This window comes from Mesorhizobium sp. WSM4884 (assembly GCF_029625675.1).
Lineage (GTDB): Bacteria > Pseudomonadota > Alphaproteobacteria > Rhizobiales > Rhizobiaceae > Mesorhizobium.
Genome location: NZ_JARTVO010000017.1, coordinates 29,609 through 52,543 on the forward strand (window position 1 = coordinate 29,609; position 22,935 = coordinate 52,543).

At 65.6% G+C, this 22,935-nt stretch carries 13 protein-coding genes; 5 read left to right on the forward strand and 8 right to left on the reverse strand.

Annotated elements, in window-relative coordinates; translation table 11 throughout:
* The first annotated feature begins 20 nt into the window (after positions 1–20).
* From P9236_RS23265 to P9236_RS23275, 3 genes are all read left to right on the forward strand, one after another.
* Positions 21–8,597: a glucoamylase family protein gene (locus tag P9236_RS23265; RefSeq protein ID WP_278076923.1), complete on the forward strand. Its 8,577-nt coding sequence runs from the start codon at positions 21–23 to the stop codon at positions 8,595–8,597.
* A 375-nt stretch (positions 8,598–8,972) separates the two neighbouring features.
* Complete coding sequence (locus P9236_RS23270; RefSeq protein WP_278076924.1) at positions 8,973–10,742, forward strand: glucan ABC transporter ATP-binding protein/ permease; 1,770 nt, start codon at positions 8,973–8,975, stop codon at positions 10,740–10,742.
* Positions 10,743–10,965: 223 nt separating this feature from the next.
* Positions 10,966–11,769 (forward strand): heme ABC transporter permease, encoded by an 804-nt coding sequence (locus P9236_RS23275; RefSeq protein ID WP_278076925.1) that lies wholly within the window; start codon positions 10,966–10,968, stop codon positions 11,767–11,769.
* Positions 11,770–11,878: 109 nt separating this feature from the next.
* Here P9236_RS23275 and P9236_RS23280 read toward each other — a convergent pair whose 3' ends face one another.
* Positions 11,879–12,937: a D-TA family PLP-dependent enzyme gene (locus P9236_RS23280; RefSeq protein WP_278076926.1), complete on the reverse strand. Its 1,059-nt coding sequence runs from the start codon at positions 12,935–12,937 to the stop codon at positions 11,879–11,881.
* 202 nt (positions 12,938–13,139) lie between these two features.
* Here P9236_RS23280 and P9236_RS23285 point away from each other — a divergent pair, with 202 nt between their 5' ends.
* Positions 13,140–13,826, forward strand: coding sequence for a D-lyxose/D-mannose family sugar isomerase (locus tag P9236_RS23285; protein ID WP_278076927.1), 687 nt, complete (start codon positions 13,140–13,142; stop codon positions 13,824–13,826).
* 245 nt (positions 13,827–14,071) lie between these two features.
* On the opposite strand, the gene P9236_RS23290 is transcribed toward P9236_RS23285, so the two are convergent.
* From P9236_RS23290 to P9236_RS23315, 6 genes are read right to left on the reverse strand one after another with little or no spacing between them, the layout of a single operon-like run.
* The gene (locus tag P9236_RS23290) at positions 14,072–14,935 is read right to left on the reverse strand and encodes an RDD family protein (RefSeq protein ID WP_278076928.1); all 864 of its coding nucleotides are present in this window, start codon (positions 14,933–14,935) and stop codon (positions 14,072–14,074) included.
* On the reverse strand, positions 14,922–15,941 hold the full coding sequence (locus P9236_RS23295; protein WP_278076929.1) for a stage II sporulation protein M: 1,020 nt from the start codon (positions 15,939–15,941) through the stop codon (positions 14,922–14,924). The genes P9236_RS23290 and P9236_RS23295 overlap by 14 nt, the downstream gene beginning before the upstream one ends.
* Entirely contained in the window at positions 15,938–17,242 is a 1,305-nt protein-coding gene (locus tag P9236_RS23300; RefSeq protein WP_278076930.1) for a DUF58 domain-containing protein, read from the reverse strand. Before P9236_RS23300 ends, P9236_RS23295 begins: the two co-directional genes overlap by 4 nt.
* Positions 17,239–18,195, reverse strand: coding sequence for a MoxR family ATPase (locus P9236_RS23305; RefSeq protein ID WP_278076931.1), 957 nt, complete (start codon positions 18,193–18,195; stop codon positions 17,239–17,241). Before P9236_RS23305 ends, P9236_RS23300 begins: the two co-directional genes overlap by 4 nt.
* Complete coding sequence (locus P9236_RS23310) at positions 18,182–19,396, reverse strand: DUF4350 domain-containing protein (protein WP_278076932.1); 1,215 nt, start codon at positions 19,394–19,396, stop codon at positions 18,182–18,184. The genes P9236_RS23305 and P9236_RS23310 overlap by 14 nt, the downstream gene beginning before the upstream one ends.
* A complete protein-coding gene (locus P9236_RS23315) occupies positions 19,393–20,019 on the reverse strand; it encodes a DUF4129 domain-containing protein (RefSeq protein WP_278076933.1) in 627 nt (208 codons plus the stop codon). Before P9236_RS23315 ends, P9236_RS23310 begins: the two co-directional genes overlap by 4 nt.
* 147 nt (positions 20,020–20,166) lie before the next feature.
* Between P9236_RS23315 and P9236_RS23320 the strand changes: the two genes are divergently transcribed.
* Entirely contained in the window at positions 20,167–20,949 is a 783-nt protein-coding gene (locus P9236_RS23320) for a hypothetical protein (RefSeq protein WP_278076934.1), read from the forward strand.
* Between the two features lie 233 nt (positions 20,950–21,182).
* On the opposite strand, the gene P9236_RS23325 is transcribed toward P9236_RS23320, so the two are convergent.
* Positions 21,183–22,823 (reverse strand): ABC transporter substrate-binding protein, encoded by a 1,641-nt coding sequence (locus P9236_RS23325; protein WP_278076935.1) that lies wholly within the window; start codon positions 22,821–22,823, stop codon positions 21,183–21,185.
* Positions 22,824–22,935 lie beyond the last annotated feature (112 nt).

The following is a 22,935-nucleotide window of genomic DNA, read 5'->3' on the forward strand; positions in this document are numbered from 1 at the left end:
CCCGCCTTACGGAATAATCAATGAACATTCAGACGAACCCCACCAAGATCGAACAGACAAGCACCGGCCTCCCGACCGTCACGGAAGCGCCGATACGCTCCAATTTCCTGCCTGAAGACCGGCTGCGCGTGCTTGGTGCCGCGCTGGCCAAGGGCGAGGTCAGGGACCTGTTCGGGCTCTCGCCGTTCGAATTCCAGGCCCGCATCCGCGACAGCGCCAGGAAGATTCTCGAAGTCTACCGCTCGACCAATGCTGCCCAGGCCAAGGGCGAGACGATCACGCCGGCGGCGCAATGGCTGCTCGACAACAATTATCTGGTCGAGGAGACCATCTTTCAGGTCAAGCGCGACCTGCCGCGCCGTTTCTACCGCCAGTTGCCGACGCTCAAGCTTGCCGACGGCACGGCGTTGCCGCGCGCTTTCGCCGTCGCCTGGAGCTATGTCGAACATTCGGATAGCGCCGTCGCGGCCACCATGTTCAAGGCGATCGTCGAGGGCTTCCAGTCGGTCGAGCCGCTGAAGATCGGCGAGCTCTGGGCGCTGCCGTCGCTGCTGCGCTTTGTGTTGATCGAAAACCTGCGCCGTATCGCCGTGCGGGTCGAGCGCACACGTAAGATGCGCCAAATAGCCAACGAGGTCGCCGATCGCGTGCTCGCGACCGACGACAATGCCGATCGCACCAGGATCCTGTCGACCTACGCCGCGCATGCGCAGGACACGACTTTCGCCACCCAGCTCCTCTATCGCCTGCGCGACGGCTCGCAGAACGCCGGCCGCGCGCTGGAATGGCTGGAGGGCGAGCTTGAGAAGACCGGCTCCGACGCCGAGGAGATCATCATCTCCGAGCATCAGACGCTCTCCAGCGGCAACGTCACCACCGGCAACATCATCCGCGGCCTGCGTCTCATCAACGACGTCGACTGGACAGTTTGGTTCGAGGGCGTCAGCCGCATCGACACGCTGCTGCGCGAGCGCACCGATTTCGCCGCGCTCGATTTCTTCTCGCGCGACCAGTACCGCACCGCGATCGAGCAGCTCGCGCGCCGCTCCGACCTCTCCGAATACCGCGTCGCCGAAAAGGCGATCGAGCTTGCCGGTCACACGCCTGGGGTCACCGATGCGTCCGGCGTGCCGGAAACCGCCGACCCCTCGGTGCATACCGATGTCGGCTTCTTCCTGGTCGGCCCGCGCCGGCCGGAGCTGGAACGGGCGATCGGCTATCGGGCTCCGTTCTATGTAACCTTCAAGCGGGCCTTCACCGCCACCGGCTGGCTCGGCATCGTGGTGCCCGTCTTCCTGCTGACGGTGCTCCTGCTCGTGCTGTCCGGCAACGCGCTCGCCAATCTCGGCCTCTCGGCGGGGGCGATCACGCTGATGCTGGCGCTGTTCGCGGTGCCGGCGAGCGAGGGCGCTTTGGCCTTCTTCAACACAGTCGTGGCGCTCTTCCTCAAGCCGACACGCCTTGTCGGCTATGACTACAAGCATGGCATTCCCGCCGAGGCGCGCACGCTGGTCGTGGTGCCCTCGCTGATCGGCTCGCGCGACGACGTCGAGGAAAACATCCGCAACATCGAGGTGCATCACCTCGCCAACACGGCGGAAGAAATCCACTTCGCGCTCTTGTCCGACTGGCCGGATTCCAAGACCGAGATCGACGCCGCCGACATCGAGATCCTGCAATATGCCCGCGACGAGATCGCCAGGCTGAACGCCCGCTACCCGTCGGAAGGCGCGCCGCGCTTCTACCTTCTCCACCGCCGCCGCCTCTACAACCAGGCGCAGGGCTGCTGGATGGGCTGGGAGCGCAAGCGCGGCAAGCTGCACGAGCTGAACCTGCTGTTGCGCGGCGACAGCGACACCACCTTCCTGCCGCTCGACGTGCCGCTGCCGGATAAAGTCACCTATGTGATGACGCTCGACGCCGACACGCGTACCACGCGCGACGCGGTCTCGACGCTGGTCGGCAAGCTCGCGCATCCGCTGAACCGTCCGCATTTCGATCCGGCCAAGCGCGTCGTCACCGCCGGCTACACCATCCTGCAGCCGCGCATCACCGCCTCGCTCACCAGCGGCGACGATGCCTCCTTCTTCCAGCGCGTCTTCTCGGCCAATCGCGGCCTCGACCCTTACGTCTTCGCCGTCTCCGACGTCTATCAGGACGTGTTCGGCGACGGCTCCTTCACCGGCAAGGGCCTTTATCATCTCGATGCCTTCGAGACGGCGCTGAAGAACCGCATCGAGGAAAACACCATCCTCAGCCACGATCTGCTCGAAGGCGCCCTGGCGCGCGCCGCGCTCGTCACCGATGTCGAGCTGGTCGAGGACTATCCGACCCGCTACTCGGTCGACGCCTCGCGCCATCACCGCTGGGCGCGCGGCGACTGGCAGCTGCTCGGCTTCATGTTCGATCCGCGCTCGGGCGTTCCGGCTCTGTCGCGCTGGAAGATGGTCGACAACCTCCGCCGCTCGCTCACCCCGATCTTCTGGGTGATGGCTTGCGTCGCCGGCTGGACGCTGCTGCCCTTCACCCAGGCCGCGCAGTGGCAGGCGCTGTTGATCCTCAGCCTGTTCATGGCCCCTACCTTCGACATCGTGAACGGCATCCTGCCGAAGAGCGGCGACCAGACGCCGCGCGGCCACTTCTCGGCGCTAGCGCGCGACACCGTTTTCGGCACGGCGCTGGTGGCGCTGAAGGTGCTGCTGATGGCGCATCTTGCGTGGATGATGGGCGACGCCATCATCCGCACGCTCTACCGGCTCTTCGTCAGCCGCCAGAACCTCCTGGAGTGGCGCACGGCCTCGCAGGCGCACAAAAGCGGCGGCAGCGATCTGGGTGCCTATTACAGCATGATGTACGGCGCGGTGATCATCGGCGTCGTCGGCCTCGCCATTCCGGTGCTTGCCGATTCCACCGGCGCGTTCGTCGCCTTCTTCTTCGCGATTTTCTGGATCGGCTCGCCGGCGGTTGCCTGCTGGATCAGCCGCTCCGCCGAGACCGAGGACCGGTTGCGCATTTCGGCGTCCGACATCCATGCGCTGCGCACCGTGGCGCGCCGCACCTGGCACTATTTCGAGACCTTCGTGACGGCCGAGCATCATCATCTGCCGCCCGACAACTACCAGGAAAGCCCGGCGCCGGTGGTGGCCCCGCGCACCTCGCCGACCAATATCGGCGTTTATCTGCTCTCGGTGGTGTCGGCACGCGACTTCGGCTGGATCAGCCTGTCCGACGCCATCACCCGCATCGACGCCACGATGACGACCATCGAGAACATGCCGCGCGATCGCGGGCATCTCTACAACTGGTACGACACGACGACGCTGAAGCCGCTTTATCCGCTCTATATCTCGGCGGTCGACAGCGGCAACCTTGCCGGCCATCTGGTCGCAGTGGCCGCGGCCTGCGCCGAATGGGCCGAGGCGCCGTCCGTCCACCTGCAGGGCGATTTCGAGGGCATCCTCGACACCGTCACCATCCTCGACGAGAGCCTTGAGGATCTGCCCGATGACCGCCGGCAGTTGCGGCCGCTGCGCCAGCGTCTCGCCGACCGTCTCGACGGCATGCGACGCGCGGTGATGACCATCAAGGCGCAGCCCGAGATGGCCTCGATCCGCACCATCAACCTCGCCGTGCTCGCCGGCGAGATCCGCAAGCTCGCCACCGCGATCCACACCGAGGCGGCGTCGCCGAAGAGCGACGTCATCGCCGACTGGGCCGCAAGGCTGGAGGCGACCTGCGAGGCCCATGTGCACGATTCGCACAATGACGAAAGCGCGGTCTCGGCGCTGCGCACCAAGCTGCTCGCGCTGCGCGGGCGCTGCCGCCGCTACGCCTTCGAGATGGATTTCTCCTTCCTGATGCGGCAGGAGCGCAAGCTTCTGTCGATCGGCTACCGCGTCGAGGAGCACCAGCTCGACGAGAGCTGTTACGACCTGCTCGCTTCCGAGGCGCGGCTGACCAGCCTGTTCGCCATCGCTAAGGGCGACCTGCCGACGGAGCACTGGTTCCGGCTCGGCCGGCCGATCGTCGAGATCGGCTTCAAGGGCGCGCTGATGTCCTGGTCGGGCTCGATGTTCGAGTACCTGATGCCGCCGCTGGTGATGAAGGAGCCGCACGGCTCGATCCTCAATCAGACCAGCAAGCTCATCATCAAGCGCCAGATCCAATATGCGCGCTCGAAGAACGTGCCCTGGGGCATCTCGGAAGCGGCCTACAATGCCCGCGACCGCGAGCTCACCTACCAATACACCAATTTCGGCGTGCCCGGGCTCGGCCTGAAGCGCGGCCTCGGCCAGAACACCGTGATCGCGCCTTACGCCACTATCCTGGCGGCGCAGTTCAGCCCGCGCGAGGCGGTGCAGAACCTCATGCGGCTCCGCTCGATCGGCGCGCTCGGCCGCCACGGCTATTACGATGCGGTCGATTTCACGCCGCAGCGCGTGCCGGAAGGCACCGACCACGCTGTCGTTCAGAATTACATGGCGCACCATTCCGGCATGTCGATCGCCGCCGTGGCGGATGCCATCTTCGAGGGCCGGCTGCGCGAGCGTTTCCACAGCGATCCGGTGATCGAATCGGCCGAGCTGCTCCTGCAGGAGAAGGCGCCGCGCGACATCCCGACCGCCACCGTCAGGACCGAGGCCGACGAGCGCGCCAAGGACGAGACTGAGACCGAGAGCCCGGACACCCGCATCATCCTCGATCCGATCAAGGCGCTGCGCGCGACCAGCGTCATGTCCAACGGCCGCTACTCGGTCATGGTCACCGCCACGGGTTCCGGCTACAGCCGCTTCGGCGAGCTTGCCGTCACCCGCTGGCAGCCGGATCCGAGCGAGGATCGCCTCGGCTCCTACATATTCCTGCGCGACACCGCGACCGGCGACTGGTGGTCGGCCACCGCCGAGCCGAAGCGGGCTGAGAACGAGCGCGTCCAGACGCTGTTTGCCGACGACAAGGCGAGCTTCACCAAGTCGGTTGGGTCTCTGCGCTCAGAAGTCGAATGCATCGTCATTTCCGAAGGCAATGGCGAAGGCCGCCGCATCACGCTTTACAATGACGGTCCAACCGACCGGCACATCGAGGTGACGTCCTTCGCCGAACTGGTGCTGGGCAACGAAGCCTCGGACAACGCCCATCCGGCGTTCTCGAAGATGTTCGTCGAGACCGAGATCGCGCCAAACAACGGCGCCATCTTCGCCACCAGGCGCAAGCGCGAGAAGAGCGAGCCCGACCTCACCATGGTGCATTTCGTCACCGACCCGTCGGGTCCGTCGCGCGATGCGGAGGCCGAAACCGACCGGCGTGCCTTCATCGGCCGCGGCCGTACCATCGCCAACGCCGTCGCCTTCGATCCCGGCGTCAGGCTCGGCGGCGGCCAGGGTTTCACGCTCGATCCGGTCGCGGCTTTGCGCCGCCAGGTGCGCGTGCCGGCGAACAAGAAGATCTCGCTGACCTTCTGGACCGTCGTCGGCGCCAATCGCGGCGAGCTCGACGAGGCGATCGGCCGCCTCGACCATCAGGAAAGCTTCGCCCGCCAGGCCATGCTCGCCTGGACGCGCAGCCAGGTGCAGACGCGCCATCTCGGCCTCAGCCTGACCGATGCCGCCAACGTGCAGAAGCTGGCCCGTTACCTTATCTATCCCGATCCGTTCCTGCGGCTGCCCGCGGAATCGATCGCCTCGGGCCTCGGCCGCCAGTCGAGCCTCTGGCCGACCAGCATCTCCGGCGATTTTCCGATCTTCCTGGTGCGCATCGGCGACGTCGCCGACCTCGAGATCGTCGCCCAGGCGCTGCGCTTCCAGGAATACATGCGCGCCCGCGGCATGATGATCGACTTCGTCGTCGTCAACGAGCAGGCGTCTTCCTATGTGCAGGACCTGCAGCGCGCGGTGGAAACGCTGTGCGAGAACAGTCGCCTGCGCGGACGCGAGCTTGGCCCCCGCCAGCACATCTTCGCCGTGCGCCGCGACCTGATGGACGAGCCGACCTACAAGACCCTGCTGTCGGTCGCGCGCGTCGCGCTCCACACCCGCAACGGCACCATCTTCGACCAGCTCGAGCGGGCCGAGACGGCGGCATTGCAGGCCCGCGACGCGCTGCAGCAGGCGGAAGGCGTTCCGGCGCGCCAGCCCGCGCCGCCCTTGCCCGAACCGACCCTGGCAAGCCAGGGCCCGGATATCGCCGCCGATGGCACCGGCCTCAGCCTCTGGAACGGTTTTGGCGGCTTCGACGGCGACGGCCGCCACTATGTGACGCGGTTGACCGGGCGGCGCACGACGCCGCAGCCGTGGATCAACGTCATCTCCAACGCTTCCTTCGGCTTCCATGTTTCGGCCGAAGGCGCGGGCTTCACCTGGAGCCGCAACAGCCGCGACTATCAGCTGACGCCGTGGTCGAACGATCCGGTGTCGAACCGGCCGGGCGAGGGCTTCTATATCTACGATCAATTGAGCGGCAAGGCGTTCTCGCCGATGGCCGCGGTGGTGCGCGACCCTTCGATGACCTACGAGACCTGGCACGGCCAGGGCTTCTCCACCTTCCGCTCGAAGCGCGGGCCGCTGTCGATGGACCTGACGCAGGTGGTCGACCCGGCAGATCCGGTGAAGATCACCCGGCTGCGCATCCAGAACACCGGTTCGGCACCGGCAAGGCTGCGCGTCTACGCCTATGCCGAGTGGGTGCTCGGCGGCCATCGCTCGCGCACGGCGGCGACCATCGTGCCGACGCGGGACGCGGCGACCGGCGCCATGCTGGCGCAGAACCCCTATGGGCTCGATTTCGGCGAGCGGGTGGCCTTCCTCGCCGCGACGGCGCCGGTCCATTCGGTGACCGCCGACCGCGCAGAGTTCATCGGCAGGCACGGCACGACCGAATATCCGCAGGCCGTGCTTGGCGGGATCGGCTTGTCCGGCCGGGTCGAGGCGGGCGACGATCCGTGTGCGGTGATCGCCAGCGACATCGACATCCCGGCCGGCGGCGACGTGACGCTATTCTGGCTGCTCGGCGATGCGGCGACGGCCGCCGAGGCGAGCGCCTTGGTCCAAACCCACCGCGGCAAGGATTTCGACCAGCGTCTGGCCGACAACGAACGCGTCTGGCGCGGCTTCCTCGACACTATTCAGGTCGAGACGCCGGACAAGGCGCTCGACGCCATGGTCAACCACTGGCTGCCCTACCAGAGCCTGGCCTGCCGCATCCGCGCGCGCTCGGCCTTCTACCAGGCGAGCGGCGCCTTCGGCTTCCGCGACCAGCTGCAGGACACGCTGGCCTTGCTGGCGCACGATCCGAAGCTGGCGCGCGACCAGATCCTCAATGCCGCTCGCCGGCAGTTTCCGGAAGGCGACGTGCAGCACTGGTGGCTGCCGCGCACCGATGCCGGCGTGCGCACCATGATCTCCGACGACGTGGTTTGGCTGGCGCACGCCACCGCCCGCTACGTCGAGGTGACGGGCGATTCTGCGATCCTCAAGGAGCAGATACCCTTCATCGACGGGCAGGAGCTCGGCGAGGGCGAGCACGACGCCTTCTTCACGCCTGAGATCACCAAGACCACCGCCTCGCTCTACGACCACTGCGCAAGGGCGCTTGATCTCGCCATCAAGCGCAGCAGCCCGGCCGGCTTGCCGCTGATCCTCGGCGGTGACTGGAACGACGGCATGAACCGTGTCGGCGAGGGCGGCAAGGGCGAGAGCGTGTGGCTGGGCTGGTTCCTCTTGAAGACGCTGGGCGACTTCGCCCCCGTCGCCAAGGGGCAGGGTGACGGCAAGCGCGCCCAGGCCTGGACGAAGCACGCGGACCTCCTGAAGCGGGCGCTGGAAAGCACGGCCTGGGATGGCCAGTGGTATCGGCGCGGCAGCTTCGACGACGGCACGCCGCTCGGCTCTCACAACTCGGACGAGTGCAAGATCGACTCCATCGCTCAGTCCTGGAGCGTGCTTTCGGGCGAGGGGGATCCGGCGCGATCGACCACGGCCATGGAACAGGCGACGAAGATGCTCGTCGATGACGAGCTCAAGATCGTCAAGCTGTTCACGCCGCCCTTCTCGAACAGCCACAACGATCCCGGCTACATCAAGAGCTATCCGCCGGGCGTGCGCGAGAATGGCGGCCAATACACGCACGCCGCGACCTGGTTCGTCATCGCGCTGGCCGAGATGGGCCGCACCGACGAGGCCTATCGCTGCTTCTCGATGCTGAACCCGGTCAACCATGCATCGGACGAAGCGGCGGCCGAGCACTACCGCGTCGAGCCCTACGTGGTGGCGGCCGATATCTACGCCGGCGAAGGAAAAGGCGGCCGCGGCGGCTGGACCTGGTACACGGGCTCGGCCGGCTGGCTCTATCGCGCCGCGGTGGAGGGCATCCTGGGCATCGAGCGGCGCGGCAAGCAGATCACGTTTAGGCCGAAGCTGCCTGGGCACTGGGATGGCTACGCCGCCACGCTCAAGATGTTCGACGGCGAAATCAAGGTTCGCGTCGCCCGCGACAAAAAGACCAAGTCGATCTCGCTCGAAGTCAATGGTTCGAAGACGAAATCGGGATCTTTCGAGCCGAAGGCCGGCGAGAAGACCGAGGTCGTCGTCAAGATACCTGCGTAAAATCAACGGCTTGGCTGGCAGACCGCGCATCCCCAGGGGTGCGCGGCCAAGCTCGGCGTTTTACTTGGCAATGATCCTGCGCCGCATCTCCCGAGCTCCTTTAGAACCGGCTAAGCAAGCGCCTTGTGATTAAAAATGTGGCAGCGCGGGGCAAGTGCCATTATTTTGCCGCAAGGCTGACATTTCACCTTTTATCTCAAACCGTTAGGTGATCACGCCAGATTTCGCACCGTCGTCATCTTTTGTTCGCTAAATGGGAACGGAAGCGATAGACGGGCATTGTTTTGCGACGCGTTAACCGGTACGTGTCAAAAAATGGTGCAGTGCACAAAACCGGGATTGAGCACGACTGAAGAGTTTGGCGGAGTAGCTGAAGTGACACTTCTGCAGATCTACTTGAGAGCGCTGGGTTATCTGGCAGCCGACAAGAAGCGCGTCGCGGTCATCTGCGGCGCCAACATCGCTCTTGCCATGATCGCCATCGTCGAGCCGATCCTGTTCGGCCGTGTGATCGACGCCATCTCGAGCCACGGCTCGGTGTTCTCCACGCTTGCCGTCTGGGCCGCGCTTGGCGCCTTCAACATCGTCGCCTTCGTGCTGGTGGCGCGCGGCGCCGACCGTTTTGCCCATGCCCGCCGTTCGGAAGTGCTCTGCGAGTCCTTCGAGCGCGTCATCACCATGCCGCTCGCCTGGCACCACCAGCGTGGCACCTCCAATTCGCTGCACACGCTGCTGCGCGCCGTCGAGACGCTGTTCAGCCTTTGGCTCGAATTCATGCGTCAGCATCTGTCGACGGCCGTCGCGCTGGCATTGCTGATCCCGACCGCGCTTTCCATGGACATCCGCATGTCGATGGTGCTGCTCGGCCTCGGCGCGCTCTATCTCGGCATCGGCCGGCTCGTCATGCGCCGCACCAAGGCGGGGCAGGCGGCCGTCGAGCGCCACTATCACACCGTCTTCGCCCATGTGACCGACTCCGTCAGCAACGTCGCCGTGCTGCAGAGCTACAACCGCATCGGCCACGAGACCGCGACGCTGAAGCGCTACGTCAAGAACCTGCTCGACGCGCAGAACCCCGTGCTCGACTGGTGGGCGATCGCCAATGCGCTGCATCGGCTGTCCTCGACCATCTCGATGATGATCGTGCTCCTGATCGGCGCCTATCTCGTCACCCATGGTCAACTGCGCGTCGGCGATGTGATCGCTTTCACCGGCTTCGCCACGCTTTTGATCGCCCGCCTCGACCAGATGTCGGCCTTCGCTAACCAGATCTCGGAGGCGCGCGCCAAGCTCGAGGACTTCTATCGCCTTGAGGACTCGGCCGCCGACGCCGCCGAGCCGGACGGCCTGCGCGAGCTTACCAACGTCACCGGCCACGTGCGCTTCGAGAACGTCAGCTTCGAGTTCGCCAACTCCGGCCACGGCATCGAGGACGTGTCCTTCGAGGTTCCGGCCGGCAAGACGGTCGCCATCGTCGGCCCGACCGGCGCCGGCAAGACGACGCTCATCAACCTTCTGCAGCGCGTCTTCACGCCGGCCAGCGGCCGCATCCTGATCGACGGCATCGACACCCGCACGGTGACCCGCAAGTCGCTGCGCCACTCGATCGCCACCGTCTTCCAGGACGCCGGCCTGCTCAATCGTTCGATCGAGGACAACATCCGTGTCGGCCGCGCCGACGCGAGCAACGACGAGGTCCACGCTGCTGCGGACGCCGCCGCTGCTCAGGACTTCATCCTGGCCAAGAGCAGCGGCTACGACACAGTCGTCGGCGAGCGCGGCGGCCAGCTGTCGGGCGGCGAGCGCCAGCGTATCGCCATCGCCCGCGCCGTGCTGAAGGACGCGCCGATCCTGGTGCTCGACGAGGCGACCAGCGCGCTCGACGTCGAGACCGAGGACCGTGTCAAGGAAGCGATCGACGAGCTGCGCCGCGACCGCACCACCTTCATCATCGCCCACCGCCTGACCACCGTGCGCGACGCCGACTTGGTCGTCTTCATGGACAAGGGCAAGGTGGTCGAATATGGCGGCTTCACCGAGCTGTCGCTGCGCAACGGCCGCTTCGCAGCCCTGCTGCGCGCCGGCGGCCTGCTCAACGACGAGGAAGTCCGTCGCCTCAGCCGTCCGGTGACCGAAGCGGCGTAAGTGGGAAGCCTCTCCTTCTCCCCTTGTGGGAGAAGGTGGATCGGCGCGCAGCGCCGAGACGGATGAGGGGTATTGGAAGAAACTCAACGCCTCACTCCGTCCAGCACCCCTCATCCGTCGCCTTCGGCGACACCTTCTCCCGCAAGGGGAGAAGGGAAGGGCGCTCCCGCCTGCGACAACCGTCCAATTGCCCCGGACATATTGCCGGTCTATTTAGGTTGGCATGAGCGACACCACTTCACGCCTCGCCGGCTGGATCGATCTCGCCAACCCGACGCGCTTCGTCGGGCTGGCCGACAAGGTCATTCCGTGGCTGGCGGCGATTGCCGCCATCCTGCTCGGCGTCGGCCTCTATATGAGCTTCACGGCTCCGGAAGATTTCCAGCAGGGGATCACTGTGCGCATCATGTATATCCACGTGCCTTTCGCCTGGCTCGCCATGATGTGCTACACGATCATGGCGATCTCGGCGCTCGGCACGCTGGTCTGGCGCCATCCGCTGGCCGACGTGGCGCTGAAATCGGCGGCTCCGATCGGCGCCGTCTTCACTGCATTGGCACTGATCACCGGCTCGATCTGGGGCAAGCCGATGTGGGGCACCTGGTGGGTATGGGACGCGCGGCTGACCTCGGTCTTCGTGCTTTTCCTGATGTATCTCGGCATCATCGCGCTGACCCGCGCGCTGGATGATGCCGGCCGCGCCGCCTGGGCTGCCGCCATAATCACGCTGGTCGGCTTCATCAACATCCCGATCATCAAATTCTCGGTCGACTGGTGGAACACGCTGCACCAGCCTGCCTCCGTCTTCCGCCTCGGCGGCCCGACCATCGACCCTTCGATGCTGTGGCCTTTAGCTGTCATGGCGCTCGGCTTCACCGTTTTGTTCTTCGCGCTGCACCTGATGGCGATCCGCACGGAAATTTTCAGGCGCCGCGTGAGTGCGATGCGCAGGGTTGCGGCAAGGCAGGCGGAGCGGGCTCCCCCTTCTCCCCTTGTGGGAGAAGGTGTCGCCGAAGGTGACGGATGAGGGCTGTTCCAGGGAACGCCAGCGTCTCACTCCGCTGGAGCACCCCTCATCCGTCTCGGCGCTTCGCGCCGATCCACCTTCTCCCACAAGGAGAGAAGGGGAAGACCACTCATCCCATCTTCCCCCGCGCCGTCACCGGCAGCGTTTCCAGCACCTTGTCGCCGTCGATCAGGTGCACCTGGTCGAACAGGTTCGTCACCACGCAGCAATGATCGGGCACGACGCGCACGCGCTCGCCGATGTGAAGCTTGGCACCGTCGGAGAGCGTGACATTGCCATGCTCCTCGCTCAAGCCGGTGACGCGGGCGCCGGGCACGCCGAGCAGCTCGCCGAAATCGGACAGCCCCAGCGTGTCGGAAGAGAGCGCCTTGCTGCCGCTGTCGAGGATGGCGCGGGTCGGCGTCGGGTGGCTGACCACGGTGGCGAGCACCGTCAGCGCGCAATCGTCGAGCGTGCCGACGCCTTTGGCGACCTGGTAGCGGTCGAGATAGATGTAGGTGCCGGGCCTGTATTCGGTGACGACGCCGTCCTCGCCCGAGCGCCACATGTCCGGCGTGCCGCCGCTGGAGATGCGCCGGCACTCAAGCCCGTCCACTGCAAGTGCGTTGCGAGCCTTCCTTAGCCATTCCTCCGCTTCGGCGGCGCGGCCGGCGGCCGGGTAGGTCATCAGCCCGCCGAAGGTAAGCCCGTTGGCTCGGTCGATCACTTTCGCCAGCACCAGCGCTTCGGCCGGGCTCTGGACGCCGCAGCGGCCCATGCCGGTGTCGCACTCGACCAACACCGTCAGCGGATGGCCGGCATCTGTGAAGGTGGCGGCCAGGCCTTCCAGCGTCTCATGGCTGTCCGCCGTCACCGAAAGCGTGACGCGGCCATGCAGCGCCTTCAGCCGCTCCAGCTTGGCGCGGCCGAGGATGTTGTAGGGGAGAAAAATGTCGGTGAGCCCGGCATCGGCCATCACTTCGGCCTCGCCGATCTTCTGGCAGGTGATGCCGACGGCGCCGGCCGCGACCTGCTTCTTCGCCCAGTAAGGCAGTTTGTGCGTCTTGATATGCGGCCTGAGATCCAGCCCGTGGTGGTCGGCATGCGCCTGCGCTCGCGTAATGTTGGCTTCGGCGCGGGCCGCGTCGATCAGGATCGCCGGGGTGTCGAGGTCGTTTATGCTTGGCATGAAAATCACCGTTCAAAAGCATGTCTCCCGAAAGTGGGAACGGTTTCGGGAGACATGCGCAATCAAAAGACGGGTTGGGTTATGGGCCCGATCCGGCCGATTGTCACCGGGCCAGAGCCGTCAGTTTGCGTCGACAGCGGACGGGCATTGGGCTATTCGGATGGGCAGATTTCAGCAGGCAGCGGCCGGAAGGAGAAGACCCATGAAACGCTCGACCATCAACGACATCATCCGCGACGCCGACGCCTTCATCCGCTCCTTCGGCTACATCATGCCGCCCTTCGCCTATTGGTCGCCGGAAGAGATGAAGGCGCACAAGGCGGACTCCTCGGCCATTTTTTCCTCGCGCCTCGGCTGGGACATCACCGATTACGGCCAGGAGAAGTTCGACGAGCTGGGCCTCTTCCTGTTCACCGTCCGCAACGGCCGCTACGCGGACATGAAGCTCGGCATGGGCATGCTCTATGCCGAAAAAATCATGATCTCGCGCAAGGATCAGCTCTCGCCGATGCACCGCCACAACATCAAGGCCGAAGACATCATCAACCGCGGCGGCGGCAAGCTGGTGCTGGAGCTGTTCATGCACGATCGCGACGGCGGCATCGATCCGAAGGCCGAAGTGTCGGTGCCGGTCGACGGAACCATCCACCGGTTGCCAGCGGGCGGCCTCTTGAAGCTCGATCCTGGCCAGAGCGTCACGCTGCTGCCCGGCGTCTGGCACGCCTTCTGGGCCGAGGGTAAGGACGTGCTGATCGGCGAGGTCTCGACCGTCAATGACGACCTCACCGACAACGTCTTCCGCGACCCGATCGGCCGCTTCTCAAACATTGAAGAGGATGTCGCACCGGTGCATTTGCTGGTGTCGGATTATGAGAAGTGGGTGGGGTAAGCGAGGGCGCGTAGCGTAGTATCTGCACTACTTCGTTAAGCTGGCGCTGCCCCTCATTGCCCTGCCGGGCATTTCTCCCCGTATAGTGACGGGGAGAAAGACGCCGTCACGCATGATTTCGCCAAACACCGGCGTTGCAGAACTGGCGCCGGCGGTGCGGCCAGCACTCTTCTCCCCGTTCACGGGGAGAAGGTGCCGGCAGGCGGATGAGGGGCGGCGCTGACGTTTCCAAGATATCGCTAAGATTACCGCGCGTACTTATCCGCCTTCCGATTCCCGAGCAGCAGCTTGCGCTCCAGATGCGCTTTGAGCTCGCCGTAATAGGCGGTAAGGAAGGCCTTGGAATCGGCGGGCTCCACCTTGGCGCCGATCTTGCGCCCGATCGTTTCCGCTACCGCCCTCATCGCGAAATAGTCGTCACGGCGCAACACTTCCTCCAGCTTGTGCAACTCGGAGATGCCATAGGCGTCGAGCTGTGCGGCGCTGAATTGGAAGCGGGCCGCGATGGGATCCTTGCGCTGTGACAGATCCTCGAGCAGCGCCACCTTCGGCGCCTCGACCACCCAGGTGCCGGCGAGCAGGTCGCCGATCCTCAGCCGGTCGCGGTTGAACAGCGGAAACAGCGAGAACAGCAGCGCCCAGACCAGGCCGAAAATGGTCGACAGCGTGTCGGCCACACCGGCGCTACCGCGCGCGGCGAGGATCGAGAGCGGCAGGAACACTTCGATCTCGCGCATCAAGTTGCGCGCGATGACCTGGTCGAGGGTAAGACCGGCGCCGCTTCGCGAAGCAACGCGGATGCCGACCATCCGCTTGCCGGGCGTCGCCGCCCGCCGTCCCGCCTCGAAAGCGATGAAATAGACGTTGCGCAGCAGGAAGATGAAGACGATCCAGATGATGAACAGCGGTTCGGCGTCTTTCACGCCGAGGCCGCCCAGGCCGAACAGCGCGACGATGCTGACCACGATCGCGGCGACAATGATGATCACCACATCGAGCAGGAAACCCGAAGCTCGCGTGCCGGCATCCGCCAGCTTCACGCGCAGGTCCACGCCCTCCGGCGTGACCAGCGGGCGCACGAGCGCGGCGGAGTCCCTAACTGTCGCCATGCCGCACCATCCGCAACAGATAGAAATAGCAGATCCACAGCGCCAGCATGCCGCCGCCGATGGAGTAGCGAGCGACGTCGCTGGTGATCGTCTGCCGGCCGATTCCTTCGAGCAAGCAGGCAAACAACAGCATCACGGCGACGCCGACCATGGCGGTTGCCGCAATCTGTCCGGCCCGAGCGGCCGCGGCCATGCGGGTCAGCTCGCCTGGAAAGGCGATGCTGGTGCCGATGCGCATGCCGGCCGCGCCCGCGATCGCGATCGCGAACAGCTCGGTCGTGCCGTGGATCGACAGCCAGCCGCCGAGTTGGAAGCCGAGCCCCTTGGCGGCATAGATTTGGAAGATGGCGCCCAGCATGCAGCCGTTCATCAGGATGATCAGCACGCTCGGCACCGCGAAGGCGAAGCCGAGCGCGAAGGCCAGGATCGACACCTGCGTGTTGTGGGTGAAGAGATAGGCGGCGAACCCAGAGAGGAAATGGCCGCCGCTGTCACCATAAAGCACGCTGCGCAGCATCTCGGCGGACGAATCCGGATTGCGCCCGCCGGCGAGACTCGGCGCGATGATGGCGTCGTACCAGCGCTTGTCGGAGGCGACCAGCCAGTAGCCGGCGATGGCGCCGATCACCGTGAGCGCGACCGACGTCCACACTTCGCGCCACAGGTCGCGGATCGCCGCCGGCCAGTCGTGCAGGAAGAAGTCGCCGATGCGCGTTCGCAACGATCGCCGCGCGCCATAGAGGTAGAAATAGCCGCGTAGGCAGAGCGCTTCGAGATAGGCGATCAGCGCGCTGTCGAGCGAGGTCGCGCGCGCCACCGAAAGCGAGGACAGTGCCGAGCGGTAGAGCAGAGGAAGCGACAAGAGCTCGTCTTCCGACAGCGCTCGCGGCGCGCGCTTTTCGACGCGCGCAAGCAGCGCCTCGAACGCCTTCCAGTCGGCCTCGCGCTCCTGGCGAAAGCTCGCCAGGGATTGGCGGACGGCATCGGCGCCGGCGGGCAGCGTCATAAGAGGTTTTCCTCCTTGAGCTGGATATAGCGCTCGACCAGCGCCGGACCGAGCCGCTGGTGGTCGGCTTCGATGACATGGGCACCGAGCAGTCGCAGCCGCCCAATCACCACCTGCCGCTGCCTGAGCAGGTCGCCGGCGGTGACCGCGCGGGCGACATCCTCCGGCGCCGCCGGCGCCATGTCGGCCAGCGACTCCAACTCGACGTCCTTCATCAGCATGAACAGCACCAGATGCCGCTCGGTCAGCCGCCCCACGGTGCGCAGCATCAGTTCGGCGCTGATCGGATCGACGAAATCGGTGAGGACGATGACCAGCGAGCGCCGGTCGAGCTTCGCCGCAAGCGTCGTCAGCGCCAGGGTGAAATTGGTCTCCTCGGTCGAATAGTCGATCTCGGCGGCGCGCTTCTGGATCATGGTGAAGCTCGGCGAGCCGCGCACGGCGCCGCTGGAGACGCGTGGCCTGGCGTCGAAGGAAAACAGGCTGACGAGGTCGCCGCCCTTCAGTGCGATGAAGGCCGACAGAAGCGCCGCCGTGACGGCGCGGTCGACCTTCGGCAGGCCGTCGACCGGCTCGCACATCAGGCGGCCGCTGTCGATGGCTAGAACGATGTTGTTGTTCTCCTCGATGCGGAATTCGCGCGCCAGAAGCTTGCCGTGGCGGGCGCTCCGCTTCCAGTCGATCATGCGCCGGCCCATGCCGGGCTGGTAATCCTTCAGCGCCTCGAACTCGCGGCCCTGGCCGGCGCGCTTCTCCGCATGGCCGTCGGCAAGGGCGGAGCGCTGCAAGAGCGTGATCGCCTCTTCGCGCGCGCGGCTGACGTCCGGCAGCACCGCTATCTTGCGGTCCATCGGCAGCACGGCCTGGTTCCAGACCAGCCCGAACGGTCCCTGCCAGCGCAGCCACAGCCTGTCGAAGCTGGCGATGCCGCGTCTGACCGCATCGAATTCGAGGTCGAGCGTGCCGCCATTCGCCGGCAGCGCGCCGCCGGTGCCGTCGACCGGCGCCAGCCGCTGGTCATGCCCTACGCGCGCCTGCAGTCGGCGCGTCCGGGCGCCGAGGCCGGCCGCGATGTGGAGCGTGAAACGCCCGCCGACGCCGACCTGCGGCGGCGCGGTCAGCGTGGCGCCGAGGGAAGAGCGCCCGCGCCCGGCCGCCGCGTCGACCGCCAGGAAGGCAAGCAGTGCGCAGATCCACAAAAGCCCGAGATACCAGACATGCGGCAGTGCGAGCGCGATCAGGAAGACGGGGATGGCTCCCGCCGCCGCTGCCCACACCGCTCTGCCGCTCGGATAGATCAACGCGGCGCTTCCGTCTGGTCGACGAGGTCGGAGACGATCTGCTCGACCAGGCGCCCATCGATCTGCGCCGCCGGCGAGAGGATGACGCGGTGGCGCAGCGCCGGCACGGCTAAAGCCTTGACGTCGTCGGGGATGACATAGCTGCGGCCGTCGAGCGCCGCCCTGGCGCGCGCGGCCCGCGCCAGCATGGCGCCCGCGCGGGGGCTGGCACCCACCTCCAGATCCGGGCTCTCGCGCGTGCCGCGCACAAGGGCCGCGATATAGCCGACGACGTCCTCGACCAACATGACGCCGCCGACCGTAGCCAAGGCCGCTTCGAGCGTGGCGCGATCGGTCTGGGCCGTGATGCCGTACTGTTTGATGTCATGCGAATCCGCGCCGCCCCCATGGTGGATGATGATGGCGCGCTCTTCCTGCGCGTCCGGATAGCTTACCCGGTGCTTGAACAGGAAGCGGTCGAGCTGCGCTTCAGGGAGCGGATAGACGCCCTGATGCTCGATCGGGTTCTGCGTCGCCACCACCATGAAGGTGCGGCCAAGTGAATGCGTCGTGCCGTCGAAGGTGACGGCATGCTCCTGCATGGCTTCGAGAAGCGCGGCCTGCGTCTTCGGCGGCGTGCGGTTGATCTCGTCGGCGAGCAGCAGGTCGCAGAAGATCGGGCCGCGCGTCAGCGTGAACTGGCCGGTCTGGAAATTGTAGATGTTGGCGCCGACGATATCGCCGGGCATCAGGTCGGGCGTGAACTGGATGCGCCCATAGGAGACGCCGAGCGCCTGGGCGAAGCAGCGCGCGGTCATGGTCTTTGCCGTGCCCGGCGGGCCTTCGAGCAATATGTGGCCACCGGCGAATAGCGCCGTCAGCATCAGATCGACCGTGTCGCGCTGCCCGGTGATCGCTTTCGCCACCTCTTCCCTGATCGCGCTCGCCAGGGCTTTCACATCATCGACGTTCACCAAGCCTCCTTGCCGTCCAGTCATGCAGCTCTTCCGCTGCTTCATGCATTCCGGCCAATGTGTTGGAATCGTTAACAGCCTTGAATCGCGCGCTAAAGCCCAGTGGTTCGCCTTTGTCGCGGGAATCCAGCCAGCGGTCGAGCGCCTCGCCCTGCAGGCCGTGCGGCGCGCCAAGCAGCGCGGCGGCGCGGTGGCGCATCAGCACCGCGTAGCGGTCGCCAAGTTCTTGCAATCGCCCGGCGCGCTTCAGGAGCATCGCCGTGGTGTCGACCAGCGCACGCTTGCCGAAGGCAATGGCACGCCCCTCGGCGCGCGGCGGGCCGAAGCGGCCAAGCCCGTGCAGGAAGGCAAGTGCCGCCGCCACCAGCACCGACAGCGTCAGCGCCAGGAAAGGCGGCTCGACCAGGAGCTTGCCGAGATCGTAATTCTGGCCGATGCCGTGCAGCGTCAGGTCGAACATCACCGCGCCCTTGGCGGGCTCCAGCATGGCGATCATGTCGAGCGCCGCGGCCGCCTTCTGCTCGTCCCTCAGCGCCGCGTTGTTGATGAGATCGGGATCGGTCAGGATGTAGAACGGCTCGTTGTCGAGTTCGGTGAGAACGGCCTTGCCGTCACCCGCCGAGATCAGCGGATGCTCGTCTGCCACCCACTGGAGCTCTTCCGGCACGGCGATCTTGCGGCCTTCGACATCGATCTTGTCGACCGTTGGCTTGCCTTCGCCGAGCTTCGCCTTGGCGAGGCGGCCGAGCCAGTCGTTGACCACCGTGCTGGGCAGCCGCTCGACCTTCGACTCCCAACCCTCATGGCCGGCTTGCGGAATGGTGACCCATTTGGGCAGCACGAACAGCGTGTCCTTGCCCGAGCGGAGTTTGACGATGCGCTGCAGCGCTGCCGGGTCGCTGCCGGGCGCGATGGTGACGATCAGCAGGAAGGTCGATGCCAACGGGGATTCCAGGTCTTTCTCGCCGCGCGCCATGGGCGGCGCCTGCCCGTTGGCGAGCTTCAGCCATTCGACTAGCCCGGCATAGCCGGTGCCGCCCTTGGAGAAAGGCGTGCCGCCGCCCTCGGGCTGGCGGAAGTCGGGAGCGTAGGTGGACAGGAGAAAGAACCCGGCGGCGGCCAGCAGGCTGGCGAAGATGCCCCAGAACAGCGTCCCGCGGCTGAACGGCGCCTCGGCTGCCTCGATCGTCTCGGCGCTCATGCCCAGGCATCCCGGAAAGCGAAGCGCTCATAGGCGCCGCGTGCCTGCTGCCAGCCCTCGGCGCCGACCGGACGGCGGGCAAACAGCGCCGCCTCGACGATCCGCGCGATCTCGCTGAAGGCCGCGCGGGGGCGGGAAGGGATGGAGCTTGCGGCGGCGATGTCGCGCGCGGTCAGCGATGGGCGCAGGAAATCGGGCAGGCGGGTGGCGATGTCGGCGACGCTGCGGCGTAAAAGCAGGTGCACCGCCTCGTCATAGTCGCCGCGCGCGGCGAGCGCATCGGCCTCGGAGAGCAGGATTTGCGCGACGCCGGCATCCGGGCGCCATTCCTCTTTCGTCTCATCCTCCTTGCGCGCGCGCCGCCATGGCAGCCGCCAGGCGACACCCTTCGCCTCGAGGACGAGCAGGAATGCGATGATGGCGACGCCGGTGATCACGGCGCCCCAGAACAAGTAGATCATATAGGGGCCGAGCTTCGCCAGGGCCTCGATCAGGGGCCTCAGCCATTCCGGCGGCTCCGGCCGCGCCAGCGTCGGGAGATCGAACTGGATGGAATCATCCGCCAGCAGCTGCTTGTGCATCCTGGCCAGCCATTCGGCGTCGGCCGTGTCCGCTTCTGTCACCCGCGCGTTCCCCCTGCAACCTGCGGTTCGGCTTCGACACTGGCAATATGCCCAAACAATTGCAAGTGCACTGGACGCGGCCCATCAATCTTGGCAAATTTACTTTGAAATTGCCGAATTGGGTGCGGCGGCTCGGGGGAAATTATCATGACCACTGCGACATTGGGACGACCAGGCAGGTTCGAGATCGGCAAGGTATTCAACAGCACCTTTGCCGTTATTACCCGCAACATAGGACTCTACGTCGGGCTTGGGCTTTTGTTTGCCGGCGTGCCGACGCTGCTGATCAGATTGTGGACCCAACCGCAGATGGAAGCGGTAATGAATGGCGATCCGAGCGCCATGGCGGATCCCAACCTGGTGCTCCGCAACTCCTATCTCGGCATCCTCGCGGGCCTGATTTCCTTCGTCTTCACGCTGCTGCTCCAGTCGTCGCTGGTGCGGGCAACGATCGAGGATCTGAACGGAAGGCGGCCATCTTTCGGTGATTGTATCCAGATTGCCATCCGCTTCCTGCTGCCGACGCTCGCGATCGGCCTGCTCGTCGGCATCGGCTCCGCGCTTGCGATGATCGCGCTGATCGTTCCCGGCATCATCCTGTGGCTCGGATGGTCAATGTCGGTTCCGGTCCTCATCCAGGAACGGCTGGGCGTGTTCGGCTCGATGTCGCGCAGCCGTACGCTGACCAAGGGCAATCGTTGGTCGCTGTTCGGGCTCTTCCTGATCCTGCTCATCATCGCGATGGTCATCCAGTGGGGGATCCTGGTGGTGCTGCTCCTCTTCGGCGGGATCCTCGCCGAACTGGGAGCCGCGCTGGTGCAGGCTGTGGTGTCGATGGTGCTCTCCGTTGCCACCGCGGTCAGCTATGTCGAGCTGCGCCAGGTCAAGGAAGGCACCAGCATCGACGAACTGGCGAAGATCTTCTCGTAGGGAATGGCTCGGGCCGCCGTCCGCAGATGTGTGCGGGGGTCGTCTGCTCAATGACAACAGCAAATGGCTGTCTGCACGCTCGTCCGGCAGAGGCAGGACGAGGTAATCGGCACATCCACCGCAAGGTTTGCCTGCAGACCGATAGTTCCTTGGTCTCGCCGTTCTGCCTGTTACTGGCCGCGCGTCTGTCCGGGTCCTACTGATCGGCAGCACCCAGACAGACCACGCGATGATCAGCCCTCCAGCCAGACCTTCTCGAAATGCTGCTCGAGCGCCTGGTGCTGTTCGCAGCCATGCACGCCCTTGCGGTAGGTGCGGTAGACGGAGCGCCAGTAGGGCTGGATGATGACGCCGGAGTCGCGCAAATTCTGCTCGATCTTGGCCATGATCTCTTTGCGCTGGGTAGCGTCGGGCGTTGCCAGCGCCTTGTCGAGAAGCTCGTCGAACTCCTTGTTCGAATAGGCGCTTTCGTTCCAGGCCGCGCCGGATTTATAGGCGAGCGCCAGCACCTGGACACCGAGGGGACGGCCGAGCCATTCGGTGCAGGAATAGGGAAACTTGCTCCAGTCGTTCCAGAAGGTCGCGGCTGGCAGCACGGTGCGCTTGATCTTGAAACCCGCCTCGCGGATCTGGGCTGCGATCGCATCCGCTGTGCTCTTTTGCCATTCGATATCGACCGAGATCAGCTCGTATTCGTGGTCGGCCTTGCCGGCTTCGGAGAGCAGCTTCTTCGCCGCCTCGACATCGCGCCTGGCCGGGCCGATATCGGCGAATTCCGGATGCATCGGGCCGACATGATGGTTGTCCGCGGGCTTGCCTCGGCCGTCGAGGCCGAGCTTCAGCACGGCCGCATTATCGACGGCGAGTTGCGCGGCGCGGCGCACCTTGACGTCGTCATAGGGCGCGTTGCCGACATTGAAGCGCGCGACGATGGTCGAACCGGTAGCGATCTCGGAGTTCTGCAGGCCCATCTTGTCGGTCTGCGACACCGCGTCCGAAGCGGTCTCGTGATCGGTGTCGATCTCGCCGGACTCGAAGGCCGACAGCATGGCGTTGGGATCGGAGCCGTAATCGACCCATTTGATGCCATCGAGATAGAACTCGCCCTTCCACCACGGCTTGTCCTTGCGCTTCACCTCCGCGCCCGTCTCGGCGTCCCAACTCACCAGCTCGCAGGGGCCGGTGGTGATGGCCAAAGCCTTCTTCGGGTCGCCATCGCCCTCGTACGAGCGGTGCATGATCAGTGCCGGATAGTCGGCCATGCCGGCGATCAGCGAAATGTCAGGCTTGGGCAGGTTGAGCTTGACGGTGTAGTCGTCGACCTTCTGGATGCCGCCGTCGACCGGCTTCTTGGTGTCGGCATTGACCAGCGCGCCCATCCGCGCTGCGACCGAATTGCCGGCGACCGAAGCATCGCACCAGCGGTTGAGATTGTGGATCACGTCGTCGGCATTGAAAGTGTCGCCGTTCGACCAGGTGATGCCTTTGCGCACGTGGAGCGTGATCGTCTTGGCATCGTCGCTGGTTTCCCAGCTTTCGAGCAGCCACGGTTCGAAGGTGAAGTCGGTTTTCCAGCGTACCAGATATTCGTTGCAGTGGCGCGCGACGTTCGACATCTCGACGCCGTCGAAGGTGCGCGGGTCCTTGAAGCCTTTGACGTTCATGGCAACGCGCAGCACGCCGCCCTTCTTCGGCTCGTCGGCGTGGGCAGGCGAGGGGGTAAGCCCTCCCAGCGCCAGCGCGCCGGCGGCGCTGACGCCGAGGCCGGCCATCAGCGCCAGATATTCGCGCCGGCTGATCGCGCCTTTCCTGAAATCGTCGGCGGTCGGCCTGGCTTGCGGGTGCAGTTTTCTGTCGGTCAGCATGAATTTCATCGTCGTTCCCTCTGTTGTTGACGCATGTCGTCCCGCGCGGCGGTTTGGGGCAACGACTTTGCACGAAAGGTCGGTGCGCGCCCCAGTTGCCGTCGGGCGCGGGGGCGGATGC